The 18,334-nt window shown below is 65.6% G+C and carries 16 protein-coding genes and 1 tRNA gene; 9 read left to right on the top strand and 8 right to left on the bottom strand.

What is annotated here, in order from left to right; genetic code table 11:
- The first annotated feature begins 4 nt into the window (after window positions 1-4).
- The 7 genes from SRAA_RS09515 to SRAA_RS09485 all read left to right on the top strand — a co-directional run bounded on the left by SRAA_RS09515 (window position 5) and on the right by SRAA_RS09485 (window position 6,280).
- On the top strand, window positions 5-1,240 hold the full coding sequence (locus tag SRAA_RS09515) for an acetyl-CoA C-acyltransferase (RefSeq protein ID WP_045532355.1): 1,236 nt from the start codon (window positions 5-7) through the stop codon (window positions 1,238-1,240).
- A 70-nt stretch (window positions 1,241-1,310) separates the two neighbouring features.
- Window positions 1,311-2,192: an alpha/beta hydrolase family protein gene (locus tag SRAA_RS09510; protein WP_045532354.1), complete on the top strand. Its 882-nt coding sequence runs from the start codon at window positions 1,311-1,313 to the stop codon at window positions 2,190-2,192.
- A gap of 24 nt (window positions 2,193-2,216) precedes the next feature.
- Complete coding sequence (locus tag SRAA_RS09505) at window positions 2,217-2,981, top strand: enoyl-CoA hydratase (RefSeq protein ID WP_045532353.1); 765 nt, start codon at window positions 2,217-2,219, stop codon at window positions 2,979-2,981.
- Window positions 2,982-2,995: 14 nt separating this feature from the next.
- A complete protein-coding gene (locus tag SRAA_RS09500) occupies window positions 2,996-3,490 on the top strand; it encodes a thioesterase family protein (RefSeq protein WP_045532352.1) in 495 nt (164 codons plus the stop codon).
- 63 nt (window positions 3,491-3,553) lie between these two features.
- A complete protein-coding gene (locus SRAA_RS09495; protein ID WP_045532351.1) occupies window positions 3,554-5,092 on the top strand; it encodes a hypothetical protein in 1,539 nt (512 codons plus the stop codon).
- 113 nt (window positions 5,093-5,205) lie between these two features.
- Window positions 5,206-5,889 carry a TorF family putative porin gene (locus tag SRAA_RS12075; protein WP_052467549.1) on the top strand — a complete coding sequence of 228 codons (684 nt, stop codon included), beginning with the start codon at window positions 5,206-5,208 and terminating at the stop codon, window positions 5,887-5,889.
- Between the two features lie 70 nt (window positions 5,890-5,959).
- Window positions 5,960-6,280, top strand: a complete 321-nt coding sequence (locus SRAA_RS09485; RefSeq protein ID WP_045533655.1) for a hypothetical protein — start codon at window positions 5,960-5,962, stop codon at window positions 6,278-6,280.
- A gap of 53 nt (window positions 6,281-6,333) precedes the next feature.
- Here SRAA_RS09485 and mpl read toward each other — a convergent pair whose 3' ends face one another.
- The 3 genes from mpl to SRAA_RS09470 are packed head-to-tail and all read right to left on the bottom strand — an operon-like array spanning window position 6,334 to window position 11,538.
- A complete protein-coding gene (gene mpl / locus SRAA_RS09480; RefSeq protein ID WP_045532350.1) occupies window positions 6,334-7,800 on the bottom strand; it encodes a UDP-N-acetylmuramate:L-alanyl-gamma-D-glutamyl-meso-diaminopimelate ligase in 1,467 nt (488 codons plus the stop codon).
- 22 nt (window positions 7,801-7,822) lie between these two features.
- Window positions 7,823-10,225, bottom strand: coding sequence for a sensor domain-containing protein (locus tag SRAA_RS09475; RefSeq protein ID WP_045532349.1), 2,403 nt, complete (start codon window positions 10,223-10,225; stop codon window positions 7,823-7,825).
- Window positions 10,222-11,538 carry a cyclic di-GMP phosphodiesterase gene (locus SRAA_RS09470; protein WP_045532348.1) on the bottom strand — a complete coding sequence of 439 codons (1,317 nt, stop codon included), beginning with the start codon at window positions 11,536-11,538 and terminating at the stop codon, window positions 10,222-10,224. The genes SRAA_RS09475 and SRAA_RS09470 overlap by 4 nt, the downstream gene beginning before the upstream one ends.
- A gap of 131 nt (window positions 11,539-11,669) precedes the next feature.
- Here SRAA_RS09470 and SRAA_RS09465 point away from each other — a divergent pair, with 131 nt between their 5' ends.
- A complete protein-coding gene (locus tag SRAA_RS09465) occupies window positions 11,670-12,878 on the top strand; it encodes an HD-GYP domain-containing protein (RefSeq protein ID WP_052467547.1) in 1,209 nt (402 codons plus the stop codon).
- A 17-nt stretch (window positions 12,879-12,895) separates the two neighbouring features.
- Here SRAA_RS09465 and SRAA_RS09460 read toward each other — a convergent pair whose 3' ends face one another.
- The 5 genes from SRAA_RS09460 to SRAA_RS09440 all read right to left on the bottom strand — a co-directional run bounded on the left by SRAA_RS09460 (window position 12,896) and on the right by SRAA_RS09440 (window position 17,298).
- Window positions 12,896-13,447, bottom strand: a complete 552-nt coding sequence (locus SRAA_RS09460; protein ID WP_082040010.1) for a thermonuclease family protein — start codon at window positions 13,445-13,447, stop codon at window positions 12,896-12,898.
- A 10-nt stretch (window positions 13,448-13,457) separates the two neighbouring features.
- On the bottom strand, window positions 13,458-14,375 hold the full coding sequence (locus SRAA_RS09455; protein WP_045532347.1) for a bile acid:sodium symporter family protein: 918 nt from the start codon (window positions 14,373-14,375) through the stop codon (window positions 13,458-13,460).
- A gap of 38 nt (window positions 14,376-14,413) precedes the next feature.
- On the bottom strand, window positions 14,414-16,204 hold the full coding sequence (locus SRAA_RS09450; protein ID WP_045532346.1) for an AMP-binding protein: 1,791 nt from the start codon (window positions 16,202-16,204) through the stop codon (window positions 14,414-14,416).
- A gap of 207 nt (window positions 16,205-16,411) precedes the next feature.
- A tRNA-Met gene (locus SRAA_RS09445) sits at window positions 16,412-16,488 on the bottom strand.
- Window positions 16,489-16,515: 27 nt separating this feature from the next.
- A complete protein-coding gene (locus SRAA_RS09440) occupies window positions 16,516-17,298 on the bottom strand; it encodes an enoyl-CoA hydratase (RefSeq protein WP_045532345.1) in 783 nt (260 codons plus the stop codon).
- A 210-nt stretch (window positions 17,299-17,508) separates the two neighbouring features.
- On the opposite strand from SRAA_RS09440, the gene SRAA_RS09435 reads away from it, so the two are divergent.
- A complete protein-coding gene (locus SRAA_RS09435; protein WP_045533649.1) occupies window positions 17,509-18,321 on the top strand; it encodes an enoyl-CoA hydratase-related protein in 813 nt (270 codons plus the stop codon).
- Window positions 18,322-18,334: the final 13 nt, after the last annotated feature.

Raw genomic sequence — 18,334 nt, 5'->3', positions numbered from 1 at the left:
CCCGATGAAACCCCTACAAGACGCCTACATCGTCGCCGCCAAGCGCACGCCGATTGGCAAATCGCACCGTGGCTTTTTCAAGCACACCCGCCCCGACGACCTGCTGGCGCACGTGCTGCGCGCCGTGCTGGCCGAGCTGCCCAACTTGGACCCGGCCGCCATCGAAGACGTGATCTGCGGTTGCGCCATCCCCGAAGCGCAGCAGGGCCTGAACGTGGCGCGCATCGGCGCCGTGCTGGCCGGCCTGCCCAACAGCGTGGGCGGCATCACCGTGAACCGCTTTTGCGCCTCGGGCTTGAGCGCGGTGCAAATGGCGGCCGACCGCATCCGCGTGGGCGAGTCCGAAGTCATGATCGCCGCCGGGGTCGAGAGCATGAGCATGGTGCCCATGATGGGCAATGCGCCCAGCCTCTCGCCCGCCGCCTTTCACAACACCGAGCGCGTCGAAGACTACGGCATCGCCTACGGCATGGGCCTGACGGCCGAGAAAGTGGCGCAGCAGTGGAAGGTGAGCCGCGCCGCCCAAGACGCTTTTGCCCTGCAATCGCACCAGCGCGCGCTGGCGGCGCAGGCGGCGGGTGAGTTCAGCGCCGAAATCACCCCGGTTACGGTGACCGAGCGCACGCTCGACCTCGCCAGCGGCCAGGTGCGGCAAAAGCAGCGCGTGGTGAGCCTGGACGAAGGCGCCCGCCCCGACACCTCGCTCGAAGGGCTGGCCAAGCTCAAGCCGCCGTTTGCGGTGCCGCGCCGTGCCGACGGCACCCCGACCGGGCTCGGTTCGGTCACGGCGGGCAACAGCTCGCAGACCTCCGACGGCGCCGGTGCCCTGGTGCTGGCCAGTGGTGCCGCGGTGCAGCGCTTTGGCCTCAAGCCGCTGGCGCGCTTCGTCGGCTACGCCTCGCGTGGCGTGCCGCCGCACCTGATGGGCATCGGCCCAATCGAGGCCATTCCGGCCGCGCTCAAGGCCGCCGGCATCGGCCAGCACGACCTGGGCTGGATCGAGCTCAACGAAGCCTTTGCCGCGCAGGCGCTGGCGGTGCTCAACACGCTCGGGCTGGACCCGGCGCGCGTCAACCCCAATGGCGGGGCGATTGCGCTCGGGCACCCGCTGGGCGCCACCGGCGCCATCCGCGCCGCCACCGTGGTGCACGCCTTGCAGCGGCACCAGTTGCGCTACGGCATGGTGACCATGTGCGTGGGCATGGGGCAAGGCGCCGCCGGCATTTTTGAGCGAGTTTAAGATAGGGCACCGGGCCGCCTCGCCTTTGTAGCAGGCGGCCTGTTTTTTATTCCCGCGAGGTGCCAGCCAGGTGAGAACGCAGCAAATCAAGGCCGACGACGGCCACAAGCTCGGGGTTCGGGTGTTCGAATCCAAGGGACAGGCCCGAGCCAGCGTCGTCATCGCCGCAGCCATGGGCGTGCGCCAAGATTTCTACGCCCCCTTTGCCCAATGGCTGGCGGCGCAGGGCTGGCGCGTGTTCACCTTCGACTACCGGGGCATGGGCGACTCTCTGCCCGCCGGGGCGCGCTTGCGCGGCTTCCAGGCCGACCTGCACGACTGGGTGCGCGACTACGAAGCCGTGATCGACTTGGCCCACGCCGAGCGCCCCAAGCTGCCGCTGCTGCTGCTCGGCCACAGCCTGGGCGCGCAACTGCCGGGGCTGCTGGCCAACGCCGACAAGGTCAGTGGCCTGCTCTGTGTGGCCGCGGGCAGCGGCTACTGGCGCGAAAACACGCCACGGCTGCGCTTCGTGGTGCCCTACTTCTGGTTTTTCGTGGTGCCGCTGGCCACGCGCCTGTGCGGATACTTCCCCGGGCGCAGCCTGCGCATGGTCGGCAACATCCCCGCCGCGGCCATGCTGCAGTGGCGGCGCTGGTGCCTGCACCCGCGCTACGGCGTCGGGGTCGAGGGCGAGGCGGCGCGCCAGCGCTACGCCGGTGTGCGTTTTCCGGTGCTGGCGCTCTCCATCAGCGACGACGAGATGATGACCCTACAAGGCACGCGCAGCCTGCTCGGCTGGTACGAAAACGCCCCGCGTGAGGTGCGCCGCATCGTTCCGGCCGACGTGGATGCGCGGCGCATCGGGCATTTTGGGCCCTTCAAGGCCGAGCACGAAGTCGGGCTGTGGCCGCTGCTGCAGCAAAGCCTGGCCGAGCTGTTGCAGCGGCCTGTGACGCTGGGCCAAGATTAATTTTCATTCTAAGGAGACCGTTCCATGTCCGACATTCTGAGCCACCTCGAAGCCGGGGTGCAAACCCTGACCATCAACCGCGTGGCGCGCAAAAACGCGCTCACCGGCGCCATGTACACCAGCCTGGCCGAAGGGCTGGAGCAGGCGGCAAAAGATGCCAGCGTGCGCGTGCTGCTGCTGCAAGGCGACGTGGCGGTGTTTTGCGCCGGCAACGACCTCAACGACTTCCTGCAATCGCCCCCCATGGGCGCCGATTCGCCGGTGCTGCGCTTCCTCAGCGCCTTGGCCACCTTTCCCAAGCCCTTGCTGGCGGCCGTCTGCGGCCCGGCGGTGGGCATAGGCACCACGATGCTGCTGCACTGCGATCTGGTCTATGCGGGCGACAACGCGGCCTTCTCGATGCCCTTCGTCAACCTCGGGCTGTGCGCCGAAGGGGCTTCCAGCCTGCTGCTGGCGCAGCTCATGGGGCACCAGCGCGCCGCCGAAGCGCTGCTGCTCGGCGAGCCCTTCTACGCCGAAGCCGCGCTCGAAGCCGGGCTGCTCAACAAGGTGCTGCCCCCGACCGAGGTCAACGGCTACGCCCAGAGCGTGGCGCGCAAGCTCGCCGCCAAGCCGCAAACCTCGCTGCTCGAAACCAAGCGCCTGATGAAGCAGGGCCAGCAGGCGCTGGTGCAGCAGACCATCATGCAAGAGGCGGCGGTGTTTGGCCGCATGCTGCGCGAGCCGGCCGCCAAAGAGGCCTTCAGCGCCTTTTTGCAAAAGCGCCAGCCCGATTTTTCGCGCATCTGAGCCGGCCCCAAACCATGAGCAAAAGCCCAGCCAGCGCAGCGCCGCCACCGCACGCCTTCGAGCCCGAATTCATTGAGGGCGTGCGCGAGATTTTCGAGCGCCGCATCCTGTTCAATGCCTTGTTGGGTTTGCAGATCACCAGCATAACGCCCGACCAGGTGACGGCGCAGATCACCATGCGCCCAGACCTGATCGGGCACTATGCCCACAACCGCATCCACGGCGGCGTCATCAGCGCCGGTCTGGACGCCATGGGCGGGCTGGCGGTGATGGCCGCCATCGGCGCGCGCCACCTCGACGAGCCGCCGCTGGCGCGCCTGCACCGCTTTGGCAAGCTGGGCACCATCGATTTGCGCATCGACTACCTGCGCCCCGGCGTCGGCGAGCGCTTCGAGCTGCGCGCCGAGGTGCTGCGGCTGGGCTCGCGCGTGGCCTCCACCCGCATGGGCTTTCACGCCGCCGACGGCAAGCTGCTGGCCACCGGGGCGGCGGCCTATATCGTGTCCTGATCTGGGCAGCGCCTAGAGCGGCGGCGACATCTGGATGTTGCGCCGGCCTGCTACCATGCCCGCATGGAACCGCTTCTGCACGCCGCCCCGCATTTCGACCTTTTCAACCAGCTTTGGCTGACGCTGTTTCTGGTCATCCCCATGGTGCTAATCGCGCGCACCGTGGTGGCGGGCAGTTGCTATTCGCCGATTCTGATCATTGTCATTTTTGGGCTGGCGCTGGGCCATGTGCTGGTGGCCACCGGGGCCGCGCAGCCGGGGCTGCCCGGCTTTACGCTGCTCTCGCTGCTCAGCGGCACCACGGTGGTGGTGCTCGCGGCAGCCTTTTTTGCCGGTGGGCAGCAGTTGCGGCGCCTCTTTGGTGCGCTGCAGGTGCCACCCGACGATTCCATGCAGCCCTGCACCGAGGAAACGCTGCTGGGCACCAACCGCACCCAGCTCATGTTCGTGCTGCGCGCGGTGTTTTTGTTGCTGGGCATCGAGGCCGCACGGCGCGTGTTCATGGGGGCCGACAGCGGCCCGCTGGTGGCTTATTACCCGCTGATCGCCTACATCGGCGTGCTGCTGGCTTTCATCCTGATCGACCACAAAGCCACGCTGCGCAACAAGCGCGAGTACCTGGGCCGGGGCTTGGCCGAGATCGGGGTGCTGGCGCTGCTGCTGCTGCTGGCGGGGCTGCTGGCGCAAACGCTGCGGCCGCTGATTGCGCTGCCCACCATCTTTTTTGCCATGCTGCTGGCTTGCGGGCTGGGTGCGCTGGCTTGGCGCTGGCAGTTTGGCCCCACGCTGCGCGCGCTGCTGTTTGCCGGCATTCCGGTGGTGCTGGCGGCCAACTTTGTGATCGGCGGCTCGCGCATTGCCGACGCCTTTGCCATCGAGGGCATGGACGCCGTGCTGGCTTACGGCTTCTTTGGCCAGATGCTGTGGATGTTTGGCGGCATCGCGCTCTTGATGTGGTTTGGGCGCACCAATCAGGTGCGCAACCTGGCACCGGGTATGGCGGGTGCGCTCTCGCACGCTGGCCTCACCGGGGCCTGCACCGCGGGCGACCTCGGGCCCATGGCAGCGCAGCGCGCCCCGATCATGATCAACGTGCCCTTCATCGGCCATATCTTCGTTTTCTCCATTCTGGCCATCAGCATGGAGCAGGGGCAGTTGCTGTGGGGGGCGGCGCTGGCGGTGCTGCTGGGCGGGGTGTTGCTCACGGTGCTGGCGCTGCGCACCCTGGGCCGCGCCGCTGGGGCCGAAGCGCAAGAGGTCAAGGGCCTGATGCAGTTCTCGCTCGGCTGGCAGCTCACCGCCATGTTCGGCGGCCTGCTGCTGCTGGCGCTCTTTGCCCTGCCGCTGGAGCATGCGGCGCTGGCCAAGGCGGCCTCGCTGTCGCATTTTGGTCTCTTTGCCGCCACCCAAGACGGCATGTTTGGCGCCGAGGCGGCTGGGCTGATCGCGCTCATCTTCTCCATGCCCTTTTTGGTGCATCCCTTCGTTTTCTTCATGTTTGGCCGTGCCATGGCCAACGGCGGGGCCATGCCGCGCTGGCCGGTGTACGCGCTGGCGGGCACTGGGTTGATCGGGGTGTTGCTGGCGTTGGCAAGTTTTTGAGCGCTGGCAAGCACACCACAGCCGCTGCACGGTATGCGAAGGGCTATGGGAGCTTGGCATTGTTTTTGCTTTAATTGGATGGCGTTTCCCCGCATTTTCACAAGGAGCCTTCCATGCGCACTTTCCCCTTTGCCCTGTCTTGCTTGGCTGCCGCAGCAGCCTTGGCGTTGCCCGTTGTGGCGCAGGCCCAGCTCTCCTTCAACCTCGGCGTGGTCTCGCTCTACAAATACAACGGCATCGACCAAGACTCGCGCCAGCTCGAGCGCGAGCGCGACTTACGGCCGGCGCTGCAAGGCGGGGTCGATTACGACTTTGGCAACGGTTTTTACATTGGCAACTGGAACTCCACTGGCCGTTTTGGCGAGGCCAACCTAGAAATCAACCTCTACGGTGGCTACAGCGGCGAGTTTGCCAATGGCTTGGGCTTCGACGTGGGCTACATCAAGTACCTCTATCCCAGCCAAGGCAGTTGGAACGGCAGCGAGGTCTATGGCAGCCTGAGCTATGGCGTTCTGACGACCAAGCTGAGCTGGGGCACCAGCGGCGCGATCGACGAGCACGCGCGCCTGAGTTTTTTGATCGAGCAGCCCCTGACCGAGCGCCTCACACTCGAAGCCGGGGTCGGCTTTCGCAACACCTCCAACTTCAACAGCGGTGCCACCGACTATCGGCTCGGCCTCACCTACGCCCTCACCGAAGGCTTGAGCACCTCGGCGATCTGGTCCGGTGCCGACACCAACCGCGCCGGACCGGCTGGCACAGGCCGTTTGGTGCTGGGTTTGACGCAGTCGTTCTGACACAATGGGGGCAGGTGGCCGTGCGCTGGGTGCGGCCACCTCCACCCCTTTTTTTGCAGGAGCCGATTTCATGCGCAGCCAAGTCATCGTCAGCTGGGGCGAAGCCCGAGAGTACGCCTTCGACCTAGAAGAAATGCAACCCATGCCGAGCGATGTGGCGCGCAGTTGGCTGGATCAGCAGTTCATCGAGCTCGATTGCGAGCCGCTGCGCCTGAGCGGCAAGGTGCTGACGGCCGACAAGGTGGCGGTGATTGCGCGCACCGCCGGCGAGCCGCATTTTGCCGAACCCGCACACCGCCCTTGGGCGCTGGCTTTTGCCCAAGCCGCCAGCGCCAGCCTAGCCAAGCCGGTGCTGCACATCGACGTGCCCTCGATGACGGTGAGCTACTAAAAGCGCCTTGGCCGCGTTTGGTGCGATCACCGGGGGGGCCGCGCCCTTAGGGCTTAAGCGTCGGGCGGCGCGCCGAAGCGCTGCTGCAACGCCGCCAGCAGCTTGGGGTGCACGCCACCGAAGCCGCCGTTGCTCATGCACAAGAGGTGGTCGCCCGGTTCTGCGGCGGCCACGGCCTGCTGCACCAGGGTGTCGATATCGGCTGCCACCTGCGCCCGTGCGCCCATGGGGGCCAAGGCGGCGGCGGCGTCCCAGCCCAAGCCACCGCTGTGGCAAAAAGCCAGGTCGGCCTGCTCCAAGCTCCAAGGCAGTTGCGCCTTCATGGTGCCCAGCTTCATGGTGTTGGAACGCGGCTCAAACAGCGCCAAGATGCGCTGCCCACTGCTACCGTGGCGGTCGAGCTGGCGCCGCAACCCGTCGATCGTGGTGCGCATGGCGCTGGGGTGGTGCGCAAAGTCGTCATAGACCGTGATGGTGGTGGCCGCCTCGTCGGCAGGCGCTCCCGCGCCAGAAGCCGGCCCGCCTACAGGCACGCGCACCTGCCCACGCACCTCGAGCCGGCGTTTCACGCCCTCAAAGCGGCCCAGCGCCGAGGCTGACCGCGCCACCGACACCCCCACGTGCTCGGCGGCAGCAGCAGCGGCCAAGGCGTTGAGCTGGTTGTGCAACCCACTCAAGCCCCAGCGCACCCGCCCGGCAGCTTGACCGCGCTGGCACAGCACAAAATCGTCGGCCTCGCCTTCGGCGCAAAAGTCGCTCACGGCGCTGCCAAAGCTGCGCTGCTCGCTCCAGCAGCCCAGGTTGAGCACGCGCGCCAGGCTTTCTTCGAGGCCGTTAAAAATCACGCGGCCGCTGGCGGGCACGGTGCGCAGCAGGTGGTGGAACTGGCGCTCGATGGCGGCCAGGTCGTCGAAGATGTCGGCGTGGTCGAACTCGAGGTTGTTGAGCACGGCGGTGCGCGGCCGGTAGTGCACGAACTTGCTGCGTTTGTCAAAAAAGGCGGTGTCGTATTCGTCGGCCTCGATCACAAATGGGGCCGCCGCAGCGCCCAGGCGCGCCGAGACGCCAAAGTTTTGCGGCACGCCGCCGATCAAAAAGCCCGGCTGCTGCCCGGCCTGCTCCAAAATCCAGGCCAGCATGGCGCTGGTGCTGGTTTTGCCGTGCGTGCCCGCCACCGCCAGCACGTGGCGGCCGTGCAAAATGTGCTCGCTCAGCCACTGCGGGCCGCTGCTGTAGCGTGCGCCCGCGTCGAGCACCGCTTCCATGAGCGGGAATTTGGGCGTGCCGTCGGGCCCCAAGGCGCGCGACACCACGTTGCCGACCACGTAGCAATCGGGCTTGAGCGCCATCTGCTCGGCCCCAAAGCCCTCGATCAGCTCGATGCCCAGCGCCTGCAACTGCTCGCTCATGGGTGGATAGACGCCGGCGTCGCAGCCGGTGACGCGGTGCCCGGCCGCGCGCGCCAAGGCGGCCAAGCCGCCCATGAAAGTGCCGCAAATGCCTAAGATGTGAATGTGCATGGGGCGCAATTATCGGGCTTGCTTATCGGGCTTGCCGCAAGAACTGGCCGAATGGTTCGGGCGGCACAGCCGGCGAGCATAAGAACCCTTGGAACTGGTCGCAACCCAAGGCCAGCAGACGGGCGTGTTGCTCGGCCAGCTCTACCCCTTCGGCCACCACCTCCATTTGCAGCGCCTGGCCCATCTGGATGATGGCCGCCACGATCGCGGCATCGACGGGGTCGGTGTGCATGGTGGCGATGAAGCAGCGGTCGATCTTGAGTTGCTGCAGCGGAAAGCGTTTCAGATAGGTGAGGCTGGAGTAGCCGGTGCCAAAGTCGTCCAGCGACAGCCGCACGCCCAAGTCGCGCAAGGCCAGCAGGCGCTCCAGCGCTTCGTCGGCGTCCCGAATCAGGATCGATTCGGTCAACTCAAGCTCCAGCAGCTCGGCTGGCAGCGCGTGCGCGTTCAAGGCCCGCGCCACGCGCGCCACCCAGTCGGTTTGGTGAAACTGCAGCGCCGACACATTGACCGCCACCGGGCAGGGTGTGCCCGCATGCAGCCAAGCCGCGGCCTGCTGCACCGCGCTATCGAGCACCCAGTCGCCCAGCGTGACGATGAAGCCGGTTTCTTCGGCCACACCGATGAACTCGCTTGGCAGCACCAAGCCCCGTTCGGGGTGTTGCCAGCGCAGCAGCGCCTCGCAGGAGCGCAACTGGCCGCTGCGCAGATCGATGCGCGGCTGGTAGTGCAGCACGAATTGCTGGGCGCGCAGGCCCTCGCGCAGGGCGTGGTCGAGTTGGATGCGCGCCAGCAAGTTGGCGTTCATTTCGGGCCGGTAGAAGCGGTAGTGGCCCTTGCCGCGCTCCTTCACTTCGTACATCGCGGTGTCAGACAGGCGGATCAGTTCGTCCAGCGATGCGCCGTCGTCTGGGTACAGCGCAATGCCGAGGCTGCACGAGAGGTTGAAGTACAGGCCCTCAATTTCCACCGGCTGCACCACGGCCTCGATCAGGCGCCGGGCGGTGATTTCGGCCCCGGCCGCGTCGGCTTCGTGCAGGTGAATGACAAACTCGTCGCCGCCCAAGCGACACAAGGTGTCGGTCTGGCGCAGGCAGGTCTGGAGTCGGGAGGCGATCTCGATCAGCACCTTGTCGCCAAACAGGTGTCCGAGCGAATCGTTGATGTGCTTGAAGCGGTCCAGATCGAGGAACATCACGGCAAAGCCGGTGCCGCTGCGCTGTGCCACCCGTATCGCGTGTCCGACGCGTTCGGTTAGGGTCAGGCGGTTGGGCAGGCCGGTCAGGGGGTCGGTGTAGGCGAGCTGCTCGATGCGTTGCTGCGCCGCCAGTTTTTCCGACAAATCTTTGGCAAACAACACCGTATTGAGCGGCTGCCCGGCCCCGTCGCGCAGCACCACCCACGACACCAGCAGCGCCAGTGCCGACTGGTCGGGGCGCCGGTACCAGAGCTCGCCCTCCCAGTAGCCCTGTTGCTGCAATTGGTGCAACAGATCCTTAGACCAATCGGGGCGGGTGGGGGAAAAAAACAGCCCGGTGGCATCGCATTGGGCCAGCGCAGCGTGCGTGTGGCCAGTGAGCCGCTCAGCCGCCGGATTGCAGACCAGCACCCAGTGTTGCGGGTCGGTGATGAAGATCGCATCCAGGCTGGACTCGAACACCTTGGAGGCCAGCCGAAGTTTGGCTTCGATGGCGGTGCGCTCGGTGACGTCGCGATAGGCGAAGACGCGCCCGATCGGGCGTCCGCGCGCGTACTGGGGTCGGGCAATGCGTTCCAGCACGCGCCCACTCTGCAGCACCAGCACGTCGGTGCATTCGAGCAGCGGCAGACGCTGAATCTGGCCTAGTCGCAGGCCGTAGCTGTCGGCATCGGTCACGCGGCCGACCATCCAGGTGTGAATGGCCTCGTCGTCTTGCTGGCTGAGCAAGGTGGCGGGCAGATCCCAGAGTTGGGCAAAGAGCCGGTTGAAGGCGCGGATGCGGCCGTCGAGGTCGCACACCAAAATGCCGTCGGCGGTCGACTCCAGCGTGGCGCGCAGCTCGGCCAGCAGGTGCTCGAGTTGCTGCTCGGTTTGGTGCTGCTGCGTTTGGTCTTGCATGGCCACCAGGTGCAGCGGCGGCCCCTCGGCGTTGGGCAAAACCGAGATGCGCCGCAACACCCGCACCGTCTGGCCGTCGGCGCGGCGCAACAGGGCCTCGGACTGCAGGCTGCCCAGCCCGTCCTGCGCCAAGGTGGACCAGAAATGGAGATCTTGCGGGCTGGCCGAATGGTCGCTGGCCAGGCTGCCGCGCAAGCGGTGCAGCGGGAGTTGCAGCAAGTCGGCGGCGCACGGGTTGGCCGCCACGATGCGCAGCGTGTTCGGATCGACCAGCCAGACCGCTTCCAGCAGGCGTTCGAGCAGGGGCTCCCATTGGATGTGGTTCATGCGCCCGCTCCGTCTGGCGGATGCAGATCGACCGCGCGCTCAAAGTAGTAGCAAACCCGAGGGCGGGGCGAGAGTTGGTTCAGCGCCGGGCGCGGCAGTTGGTCGGGGCGCAGGCTGCGTTGGATATTCAAATGGGGTTCTTGTTGCAAGTCGAGCCATGCCGGTTCGTCGGCGCCGGGCTGCGCATCGTAAACCCGAAGCCGGGGCTTGAGCGGCCGCGCCGCGTTGACCGACATCACCAGCGCGTAGCGCCCGTCGCTGAGTTGCACCACCGAGCCGGGCGGGTAGATGCCCATCATGCGGATGAAGGCGCTCAGGGTGCGGGCTTCGAAGCGCGCTTTCAGACTGGCGAAAATCTGGGCCAGCGCTTCGTGCGGCGTCAGGGCCTTGATCGGGTTGGCTGGGTTGCACAAGCCGTCGTAGCGGTTGACCAGCGCCAAGATGTGCGAAATCGGGGCGATTTTGTCGGCCGCCAGACCGCGCGGAAAGCCGCTCCCGTCGGCCAGTTCGTGATGTTGCGCGATGCCCAGCAAGGCGGGCGCGGGCAGCCCGAGGCGCTTGCCCCAGACCACACTGTGCATCACGTGCTCTTGGTAGAGCTTGAGGTGACTGGGGCCGAAGGTGTCGTCGCGCAGCCGCACCCGCTGCGGCAACTCGAGCTTGCCCACGTCGTGCCACAGGGCGGCCAAGGCCAGCGCTTGCAGGTCCTCGGCACCATGTCCCATGGCTTGGCCCAGCAGCACGCTCAGCACGGCCACGTTGATGGCGTGCTGAGACGAGCGGTCGCACGCGCCATCGGCCAGCAGGCGCAGCGCCGATTCGGCGTTCTGGGTCAGTTGCGACACCATGCTTTGCACGAGCGCGGCACTGGCCTGCCCGGCTTGTTGCGGGGCTGCTTGCACTTGCTCGAACAGGGCTTTGACCGCACGGCTGCTCTCGGCATACTGGCGCTCGCACTGGAGTTGGGCGAGGCGCTGCGTTTGCGCCCATTGGGTGGCAGATGGTGTGGCTGCAGATGCGGGGAGCGCTTCAGGGACTGGGGTTGGTGCGGCAGCGGCATCTGCTTGCGAAGGCGCAGCACGCGATACGGCTTCGTGGACTGCGGTTGCGGCGCTTGCAGGGGGGTCGCTGCGCTCGGGGCTGTAGCGCAGGCGCTGCAAGCCTAGGGAGTGGATGGTGTCGATCTGCTGCTGCGTGCCGATTTTGAAGCTGCTGCTGGCAAACGGGTGATCTATCCAAGCCAAGTCCAAATGCACATAAAGCCCCACCCGCAGTTCAGACGCTGGGATAGTAGGATGGCTGGTGTCGGTCATAGATGAAGTCCCTCAGCCTGAAAATTGGAGGGTTGTTTGGTGATTATCACCAAAGCTAGCACAGCCTGCATTTTGGGGTGTTGGCTGGGCCGCTGACTCTGGTGCGCCCGCCTGACTGGTAGCATAGCGAAATGAAGGTCCCGTTCCCGATCGAACAAGTCGAGCTCAATGCCCCGTTGCCCGTCAACGTGGTGGACCCGCACGGTGTGCTTCTGTTGCGCCGAGGCGAAATCATACGCAACGAAGCGCACCGCGATTTGCTCAAGACCCATGGGCCGATGGTAGACGAGGAGGAGTATCGGCAGTGGACTTTTCGCTACACCGCGGCCATCGATAAAAAGCTGCGCGGCAACGAGCGGCTGGAGGCGATTGCCGGGGTGGCGCGGCCCATGGGCGTGCAGCCCACGCGCAACGAGCAAGAGCTGTCGGCGCTGGAGCGTTGGACCGATCTGCACACCCGTTTGTCGCTGTTGCTCGTCCAAGGCGAACAGGCGCAGGATTTTGAACGCCGCTTGCAGCAGCTTGAGAGCCGCATCGACGAGGTTTTGCGCGCCCGCGTCGATGACAGCCTGTTCGTTCTGGTGCAGTTGTTGCTCGACCGTGCGCAGGGCTACAGCGCCAGCCATGCCCTGTTGAGCGCCGTGTTGTGCCGGCTGGTCGGCACCCCCTTGCTGGCAGGCCATGAGCCGCTGCAGCGCAGCCTGATGCACGCTGCGCTGACCATGAACATAGGCATGAGCAAGCTGCAAGACGAGCTCGCGCTGCGTCTGGAGCCTTTGGATGAAGCCCTGCGCGCGCGTGTCAACCGCCATCCGCTCGACGGGGTGCGCATTTTGCAGGCGCTGGGTGTGGGAGACGGAGTGTGGTTGGACTTGGTGCGCCACCACCACCAACAGCCCCGGACCCCCTTGCCCGACCTGACTGGTTGCGCCCCCACTGATCTGGCGGCGCATTTGTTGGCCTTGGCGGACGTGTTTGTGGCGCGCATCAGCCCGCGCGCCAGTCGCCGCAGCCAGCCGGCGCACGTGGCCGCTCGCGACGCTTACCTGACCCAAGACGGGCAGGCGGCGCCGCTGGGGGCGGCTTTCATCAAAACGGTGGGAGTGCATATACCGGGTAGCTACGTGCAGTTGGAGAATGGGGAGTTGGCGGTGGTGGTGCGCCGCGGTCGCCGCGCCAACGCGCCGCTGGCCTTTGCCTTGGTGGGGCGCCAAGGCCTGCCTATGGGAGAGCCGGCCTTGCGCGACACCTCGGAGCCTGCGTTTCAGATCAAGGCCGGCGTGGCTGCCGACGAGGTGCGGGTGCGTGTCAACCCATCCAAGCTGCTGGCGCGGCTGTAGGGGCGTGGTGCAAAGGCTTAGCGCTTGACGCGTTGCTGTGGGCGAAACTCCCATGGAGGTGTCGGGGCGGGGTCGGCCCACAGCCCGCGCTGGGTGCGCTGTGCCTGGCGTTCGGCACGGGCATAGCGCCATCGCTCCAGCCATCCTTGCTCAATGGCATACGCTTTGTAATGCCAGGCCAACCCAGCACGCAGCATTTGCAGGTTCACATCTTGCCCCTGCAAAAGCAAGGTGCCGATTAGGCGTCCGTGTCGATCGGTTTTGGCAAAGACGACCTGCACCTCTTGTTGCAAGACTTTGGCTCGGAGGTAGATGCCCGATTCTGCGCCCCAGGGTTGCGCTTGCTCGGGCGCGTCGATGCCCAGCAGCCGCACCCGGTGCCGCCCTTGCTGCGCGTCGAGCACGGTCACGGAGTCGCCGTCGGCCACCGCAACCACGCGGCCCTGCAGCGGGCTGGACAGGGCGTGGGCGGGCAGCGTTGCAGTGGCCAGCGCCACGGCGAGCGCCAGCAACAGCCAGTGCAAGTGCCACGGCGATCGGGTTGGGGCGGCGGCGCGGGCGGCGTTCATCCGCCACAGTTTAGCGCGAGGCTTGCAGCACGCTGCCGGTTTTGGCTTGGTCGCGCGCCAGCGCCTCGCGGTCGGCCAGACGGCGGAAGTACAGCGTGACGAAGGTGCTGGAGATCACGATGAAGAGCGAATACAGCACCGGGATCAGCAACACATCTTGCTGCATGGCACCGGTAAAGGTCAGGGTCACGATCAGCACCGCCAGCGGCCCGTTTTGAATGCCGGTTTCGAGCGCGATGGTGCGGCTGCGGTTGCGGTCCTGGCGCAGCAGGCGCGCCAGCAAGAAGCCCAGCGCCATGCCGATCAGCCCCAGACCGATGACCGCAAAGTAGACCGACACCGGGGTGGCTTCCAGCAGCATGTGGTTGCGCGGCACCCAAGTGACGATCAGGAACAGAATCACAAAAATGCCCATGAAGCTGCCGATGAGTTCCATCGTGGCCCCAATATTGGGGTTGAGCTTGCGCGTGACCATGCCGATCAGGGTGGGTACCAGCAACACCACCAGCACCTGAGCCACGTTGCTGGCGGGCACCGCAAACTCGCTGCCGATGCCGGCCACGCCGGTGTAGAAGGCCAGCAGCGCCGGTACCGCCACCAGCGCCACCAGCGTCGAGACGCTGGTCATCATGATCGACAGCGCCAGCACGCCCTTGCTGAAGTAAGCAAAAATATTGGAGGTGGTGCCACCCGGCATGCAGCCCATCAGGATCAGGCCGACGGCGAGCGCGGGCGGAAAATTGAGCACGATGGCCAGCGCAAAACCCAGAAAAGGCATGATGCCGTACTGGCACACGAGGCCGACCAGCACCCCCTTGGGGCGGCGAAAGGCGATCAGGAAGTCGCGGTGGGTGAGCGAGGCGCCCATGCCGAGCATGATGACCATCATCATCAAGCCGAGCAGTTGGGTTTCAAATTCGGTGAGCATTTTTTAGGTCTCCGGTGTCATGCTATGGATGGCAGGGCTCAGGGGTGCAGGTTGGCCCGGAGCTGCTCTTGCCATTCGGCCTTGACTTCGGCCTTGAGGTTTTTGCGCAGCACCTTGCCAACCACCGTTTTGGGCAGCTCTTCGCGGATCACGATGGACTTGGGCACCTTGTAGGCGGCCAGGAACTTGCGGCAGTGGGCGATCACGGCCTCGGGCTGCAACTCCCCGTCGTGCTCGGGGTTGTGCACCACGTAGGCGCGCACCGCTTCGCCGGTTTTTTCATCCGGAGTGCCGACTACGGCCACTTCGAGCACCGCATCCATCTCGGCGATCACCTCTTCGATCTCATTCGGGTACACATTGAAGCCCGAGACCAGGATCATGTCCTTTTTGCGATCGACGATATGCATGAAGCCTTGGTCGTCCATCTCGGCCACATCGCCGGTGGCGAGCCAGCCGTCGCGCAGCACCGCAGCGGTTTCGGCCGGCTGGTGCCAGTAGCCTTGCATGACTTGCGGGCCTTTGACGTAAATCTCACCCCCTTGACCAAAGCTCACGTCAACGCCATTCTCATCCACCAAGCGAATGTCGGTGCCCGGTGCCGGGATGCCGATGCTGCCCAGGCGCGGCTCGCCGTGCAGGGGGTTGAAGCTCACCACGGGCGAGGTCTCGGTCAGGCCGTAGCCTTCAGCGATCGGGGTTTTGGTCACTTCGCGCCAGCGCTTGGCCACCGCATTGTGCAGCGAGGTGCCGCCAGCAATAGAGGCTTTGAGCTTGCGCGGCGGGTAGGCAACGAACCACTCCTCGTTGAGCAAGCCGTTGTAGAGCGTGTTGACGCCCGTTATCCAGGTGATGGGGTAGTTTTCGACCGCACGCTGCAGGTTTTGCACCGGGCGCGGGCTGGGGATGAGGATGTTTTGCCCCCCAATGGCGAGAAAACCCAGCAAGTTGGCTGTGAATGCGAAGATGTGATAAATCGGCAGCGCAGTCAGCACGCATTCCTTGCCCGGCTCCATGTGGGTGCCGCCCATGGCCAGCATTTGCTGCACGTTGTTGAGCAGGTTGCCGTGGCTGATCATGGCACCCTTGCTCACGCCGGTGGTGCCGCCGGTGTATTGCAGCAGCGCCAGTTCGTGCGGCTGTATGGCTTTCCAGTAGTTCTGCGCGTGCAGGCGGCCACCGGCCTTTTGCAGTGCGGCGCGGCCCTGCGCCAGCGCGGCGGCAATGCGCGTGTGCGGCACCGTGACCGGGGGCAGCACCTGCGCCCAGACCTTTTGCACGCCGCGAATGATGGTCTTGGGGATGATCGGGAAAAACTCCGACACCCCGGCCAGCACCACGTGCTTGATGGTGGTCATGGACAGCACCGAGGGCAGCTTGTCGGCAAACATGTCGATCAGCACCAAGGCCTTGACGCCGGCGTCTTTGTACTGATGCACCATTTCGGCCGGGGTGTAGAGCGGGTTGGTGTTGACCAGCACGCAACCGGCTTTCAAAATGCCAAATGCCACCACCGGATAGGCCAGCCCGTTGGGCATCTGCACCGCCACCCGGTCGCCCGCATGCAAGCCCAGCACCTCGCGCAGATAGGCGGCGAAGTAGTCCGACAGCTCGTCGACCTTGGCAAAACTCAGGCTGCCGTTCATGCCGTTGGGCACCACGCAAGTAAAGGCTGCCTTGACTTTGCTCTCACGCGCCCAGCGCGTGCAGGCTTCGTGCACGAAAGCCCCTAGGTTGGGGTGGCTCAGCGGCGGCAGCTCGGGCGTGATACCGACTGCTCGATACACAGCGACCCACGGGCGGGGCGTGTTGGCGAACGGGTGTTGCATGATCGGTGAGGAATGAAACGAACGATCGTGCTATTTTGCCTTAAGCGCAGCGGTGTGGCGCAGGGCAATGCAGCATTTGTATCAATGCGAAGGGGTTTTGGAGTAGGTGTAAACCCTTGTTTGGCTCGTTTGACCGGCTTTTGCCCCACCTTCGGCCCAGTCAATAAAAAAGCCAGCTCGTAAGCTGGCTTGATTTTTTGAGTTGTTTGGTGGCGCTTCAGGGATTCGAACCCCGGACCTGCGGATTATGATTCCGTCGCTCTAACCGGCTGAGCTAAAGCGCCGCGTGAAGCCCACAAGTATAGCAGGCTTCACTGGTGCCGAAACTGCGCCGGGCGCTTTTCGACGAAGGCGGCCATGCCCTCTTTTTGATCGGCGGTGGCAAACAGGGCGTGAAACAGGCGGCGCTCGAAGGCCATGCCATCAGCCAAGCTGCCCTCGAAAGCCTTGTTGACGGCCTCTTTGGCGGCCATGACGGCGATCTGCGAGTAACCGGCAATGGTCAGGGCGGCGGCCAGCGCTTCGTCTTGCAGCTTGTCCAGCGGCACCACGCGGCTCACCAGACCGGCCCGTTCGGCCTCGCTGGCGTCCATCATGCGGCCGGTGAGCACCAGGTCCATGGCTTTGGACTTGCCCACGGCGCGCGGCAGGCGCTGGGTGCCGCCCGCGCCGGGGATGATGCCGAGCTTGATTTCGGGCTGGCCGAATTTGGCGTTGTCGGCGGCGATGATGAAGTCGCACATCATGGCCAGCTCGCAGCCGCCGCCCAGGGCAAAGCCGCTCACCGCGGCGATGATGGGTTTGCGGATGCTGCGCATGGTCTCCCAGTTGCGCGTGATGTAGTCGCCCTTGTACACATCGGCAAAGCTGTAGCTGGCCATGGCCCCGATGTCGGCCCCGGCGGCAAAGGCTTTTTCGCTTCCGGTCAGGACGATGCAGCCGATGCCCGCGTCGGCATCGAAGGCTTTGAGGGCGGCGCCGAGCTCGTCCATCAGCGCGTCGTTGAGGGCGTTGAGCTGTTTGGGGCGGTTCAGGGTGATGAGGCCGACGCGGCCTTCGCTGCGCACCAGGATCAATTCGTAGGGTTGGCTCATGGGGTGTCTCGCTAGGGTAAGGGGCAAAGCGCCACTATAACGCGGCTGCATGTCGGGCTCGGCTGGGGGCTTGGCTAGGCTGACTTTGAGCCGCAGACGAAGGGTTGGTGCGGGGTGCGCAGCAGCCGGTGCAGACTGTTGGGGCAGGCTGTTCGGGCGGGCCTTCTTGGGTGCAAAATGGCGTTTTTCAACAAAACCGCAGGAGACCGCATGAACCCGATCGCGCAGTGGGCCGCAGACGGCGTGTTGTACGAAGAGCGCGCCGCCGTGGCGCTGTTGACGCTGAACCGCCCGCAGGCCCTCAACAGCTTCACCCGCCCCATGCACCGCGCCTTGCAGCAGGCTTTGCAGCACGCGGCGGCCAATCCGGCCTTGCGCACCTTGGTGCTCACCGGTGCCGGACGCGGTTTTTGTGCTGGGCTGGATTTGTCGGAACTCGATTTCACGCCCGGCCCGGGCTTGCAAGAGCGCGCCAATCCGGGGCCACTCATCGATGAGTGCTTCAACCCGACTGCGCGCGCGCTGATGGGTTTGCGCATGCCCACGATCGCGGCGGTGAACGGGGTGGCTGCGGGTGCCGGTGCGTCGCTGGCCATGGCCTGCGATGTGGCGATCGCCGCCCCAGGGGCCAGTTTCGTGCAGGCGTTCAGCAAAATCGGGCTGATACCGGACGCTGGCGGCAGTTGGCTGCTGGTGCAGCGGCTGGGGCTGGCACGCGCCATGGGGCTGGCGCTCACGGGTGACAAGCTGACGGCGGCGCGGGCGCTGGAATGGGGCCTGATCTGGGACGTGGCCGATGAGCCCGTAGCAGCCGCCTTGGCCTTGGGCGAACGCTTGGCTGCGCTGCCGACGCAGGCGCTGGTGGCCACACGGCAGCTGCTGCGGGAGGCGGGCACGCGCAGCTTCGATGCACACTTGGAGGTGGAGCGCGATTTGCAAGCCGCGCTGGGCCGCAGCGAGGACTATTGCGAGGGCGTGAACGCCTTTTTGGAGAAACGCGCGCCGCGCTTTCAAGGGCGCTGAGGCGGCCGGTCGG

This window comes from Serpentinimonas raichei (assembly GCF_000828895.1).
Taxonomy (GTDB): Bacteria; Pseudomonadota; Gammaproteobacteria; order Burkholderiales; family Burkholderiaceae_C; genus Serpentinimonas; species Serpentinimonas raichei.
This window is presented reverse-complemented; position numbering and strand designations above follow the sequence as displayed.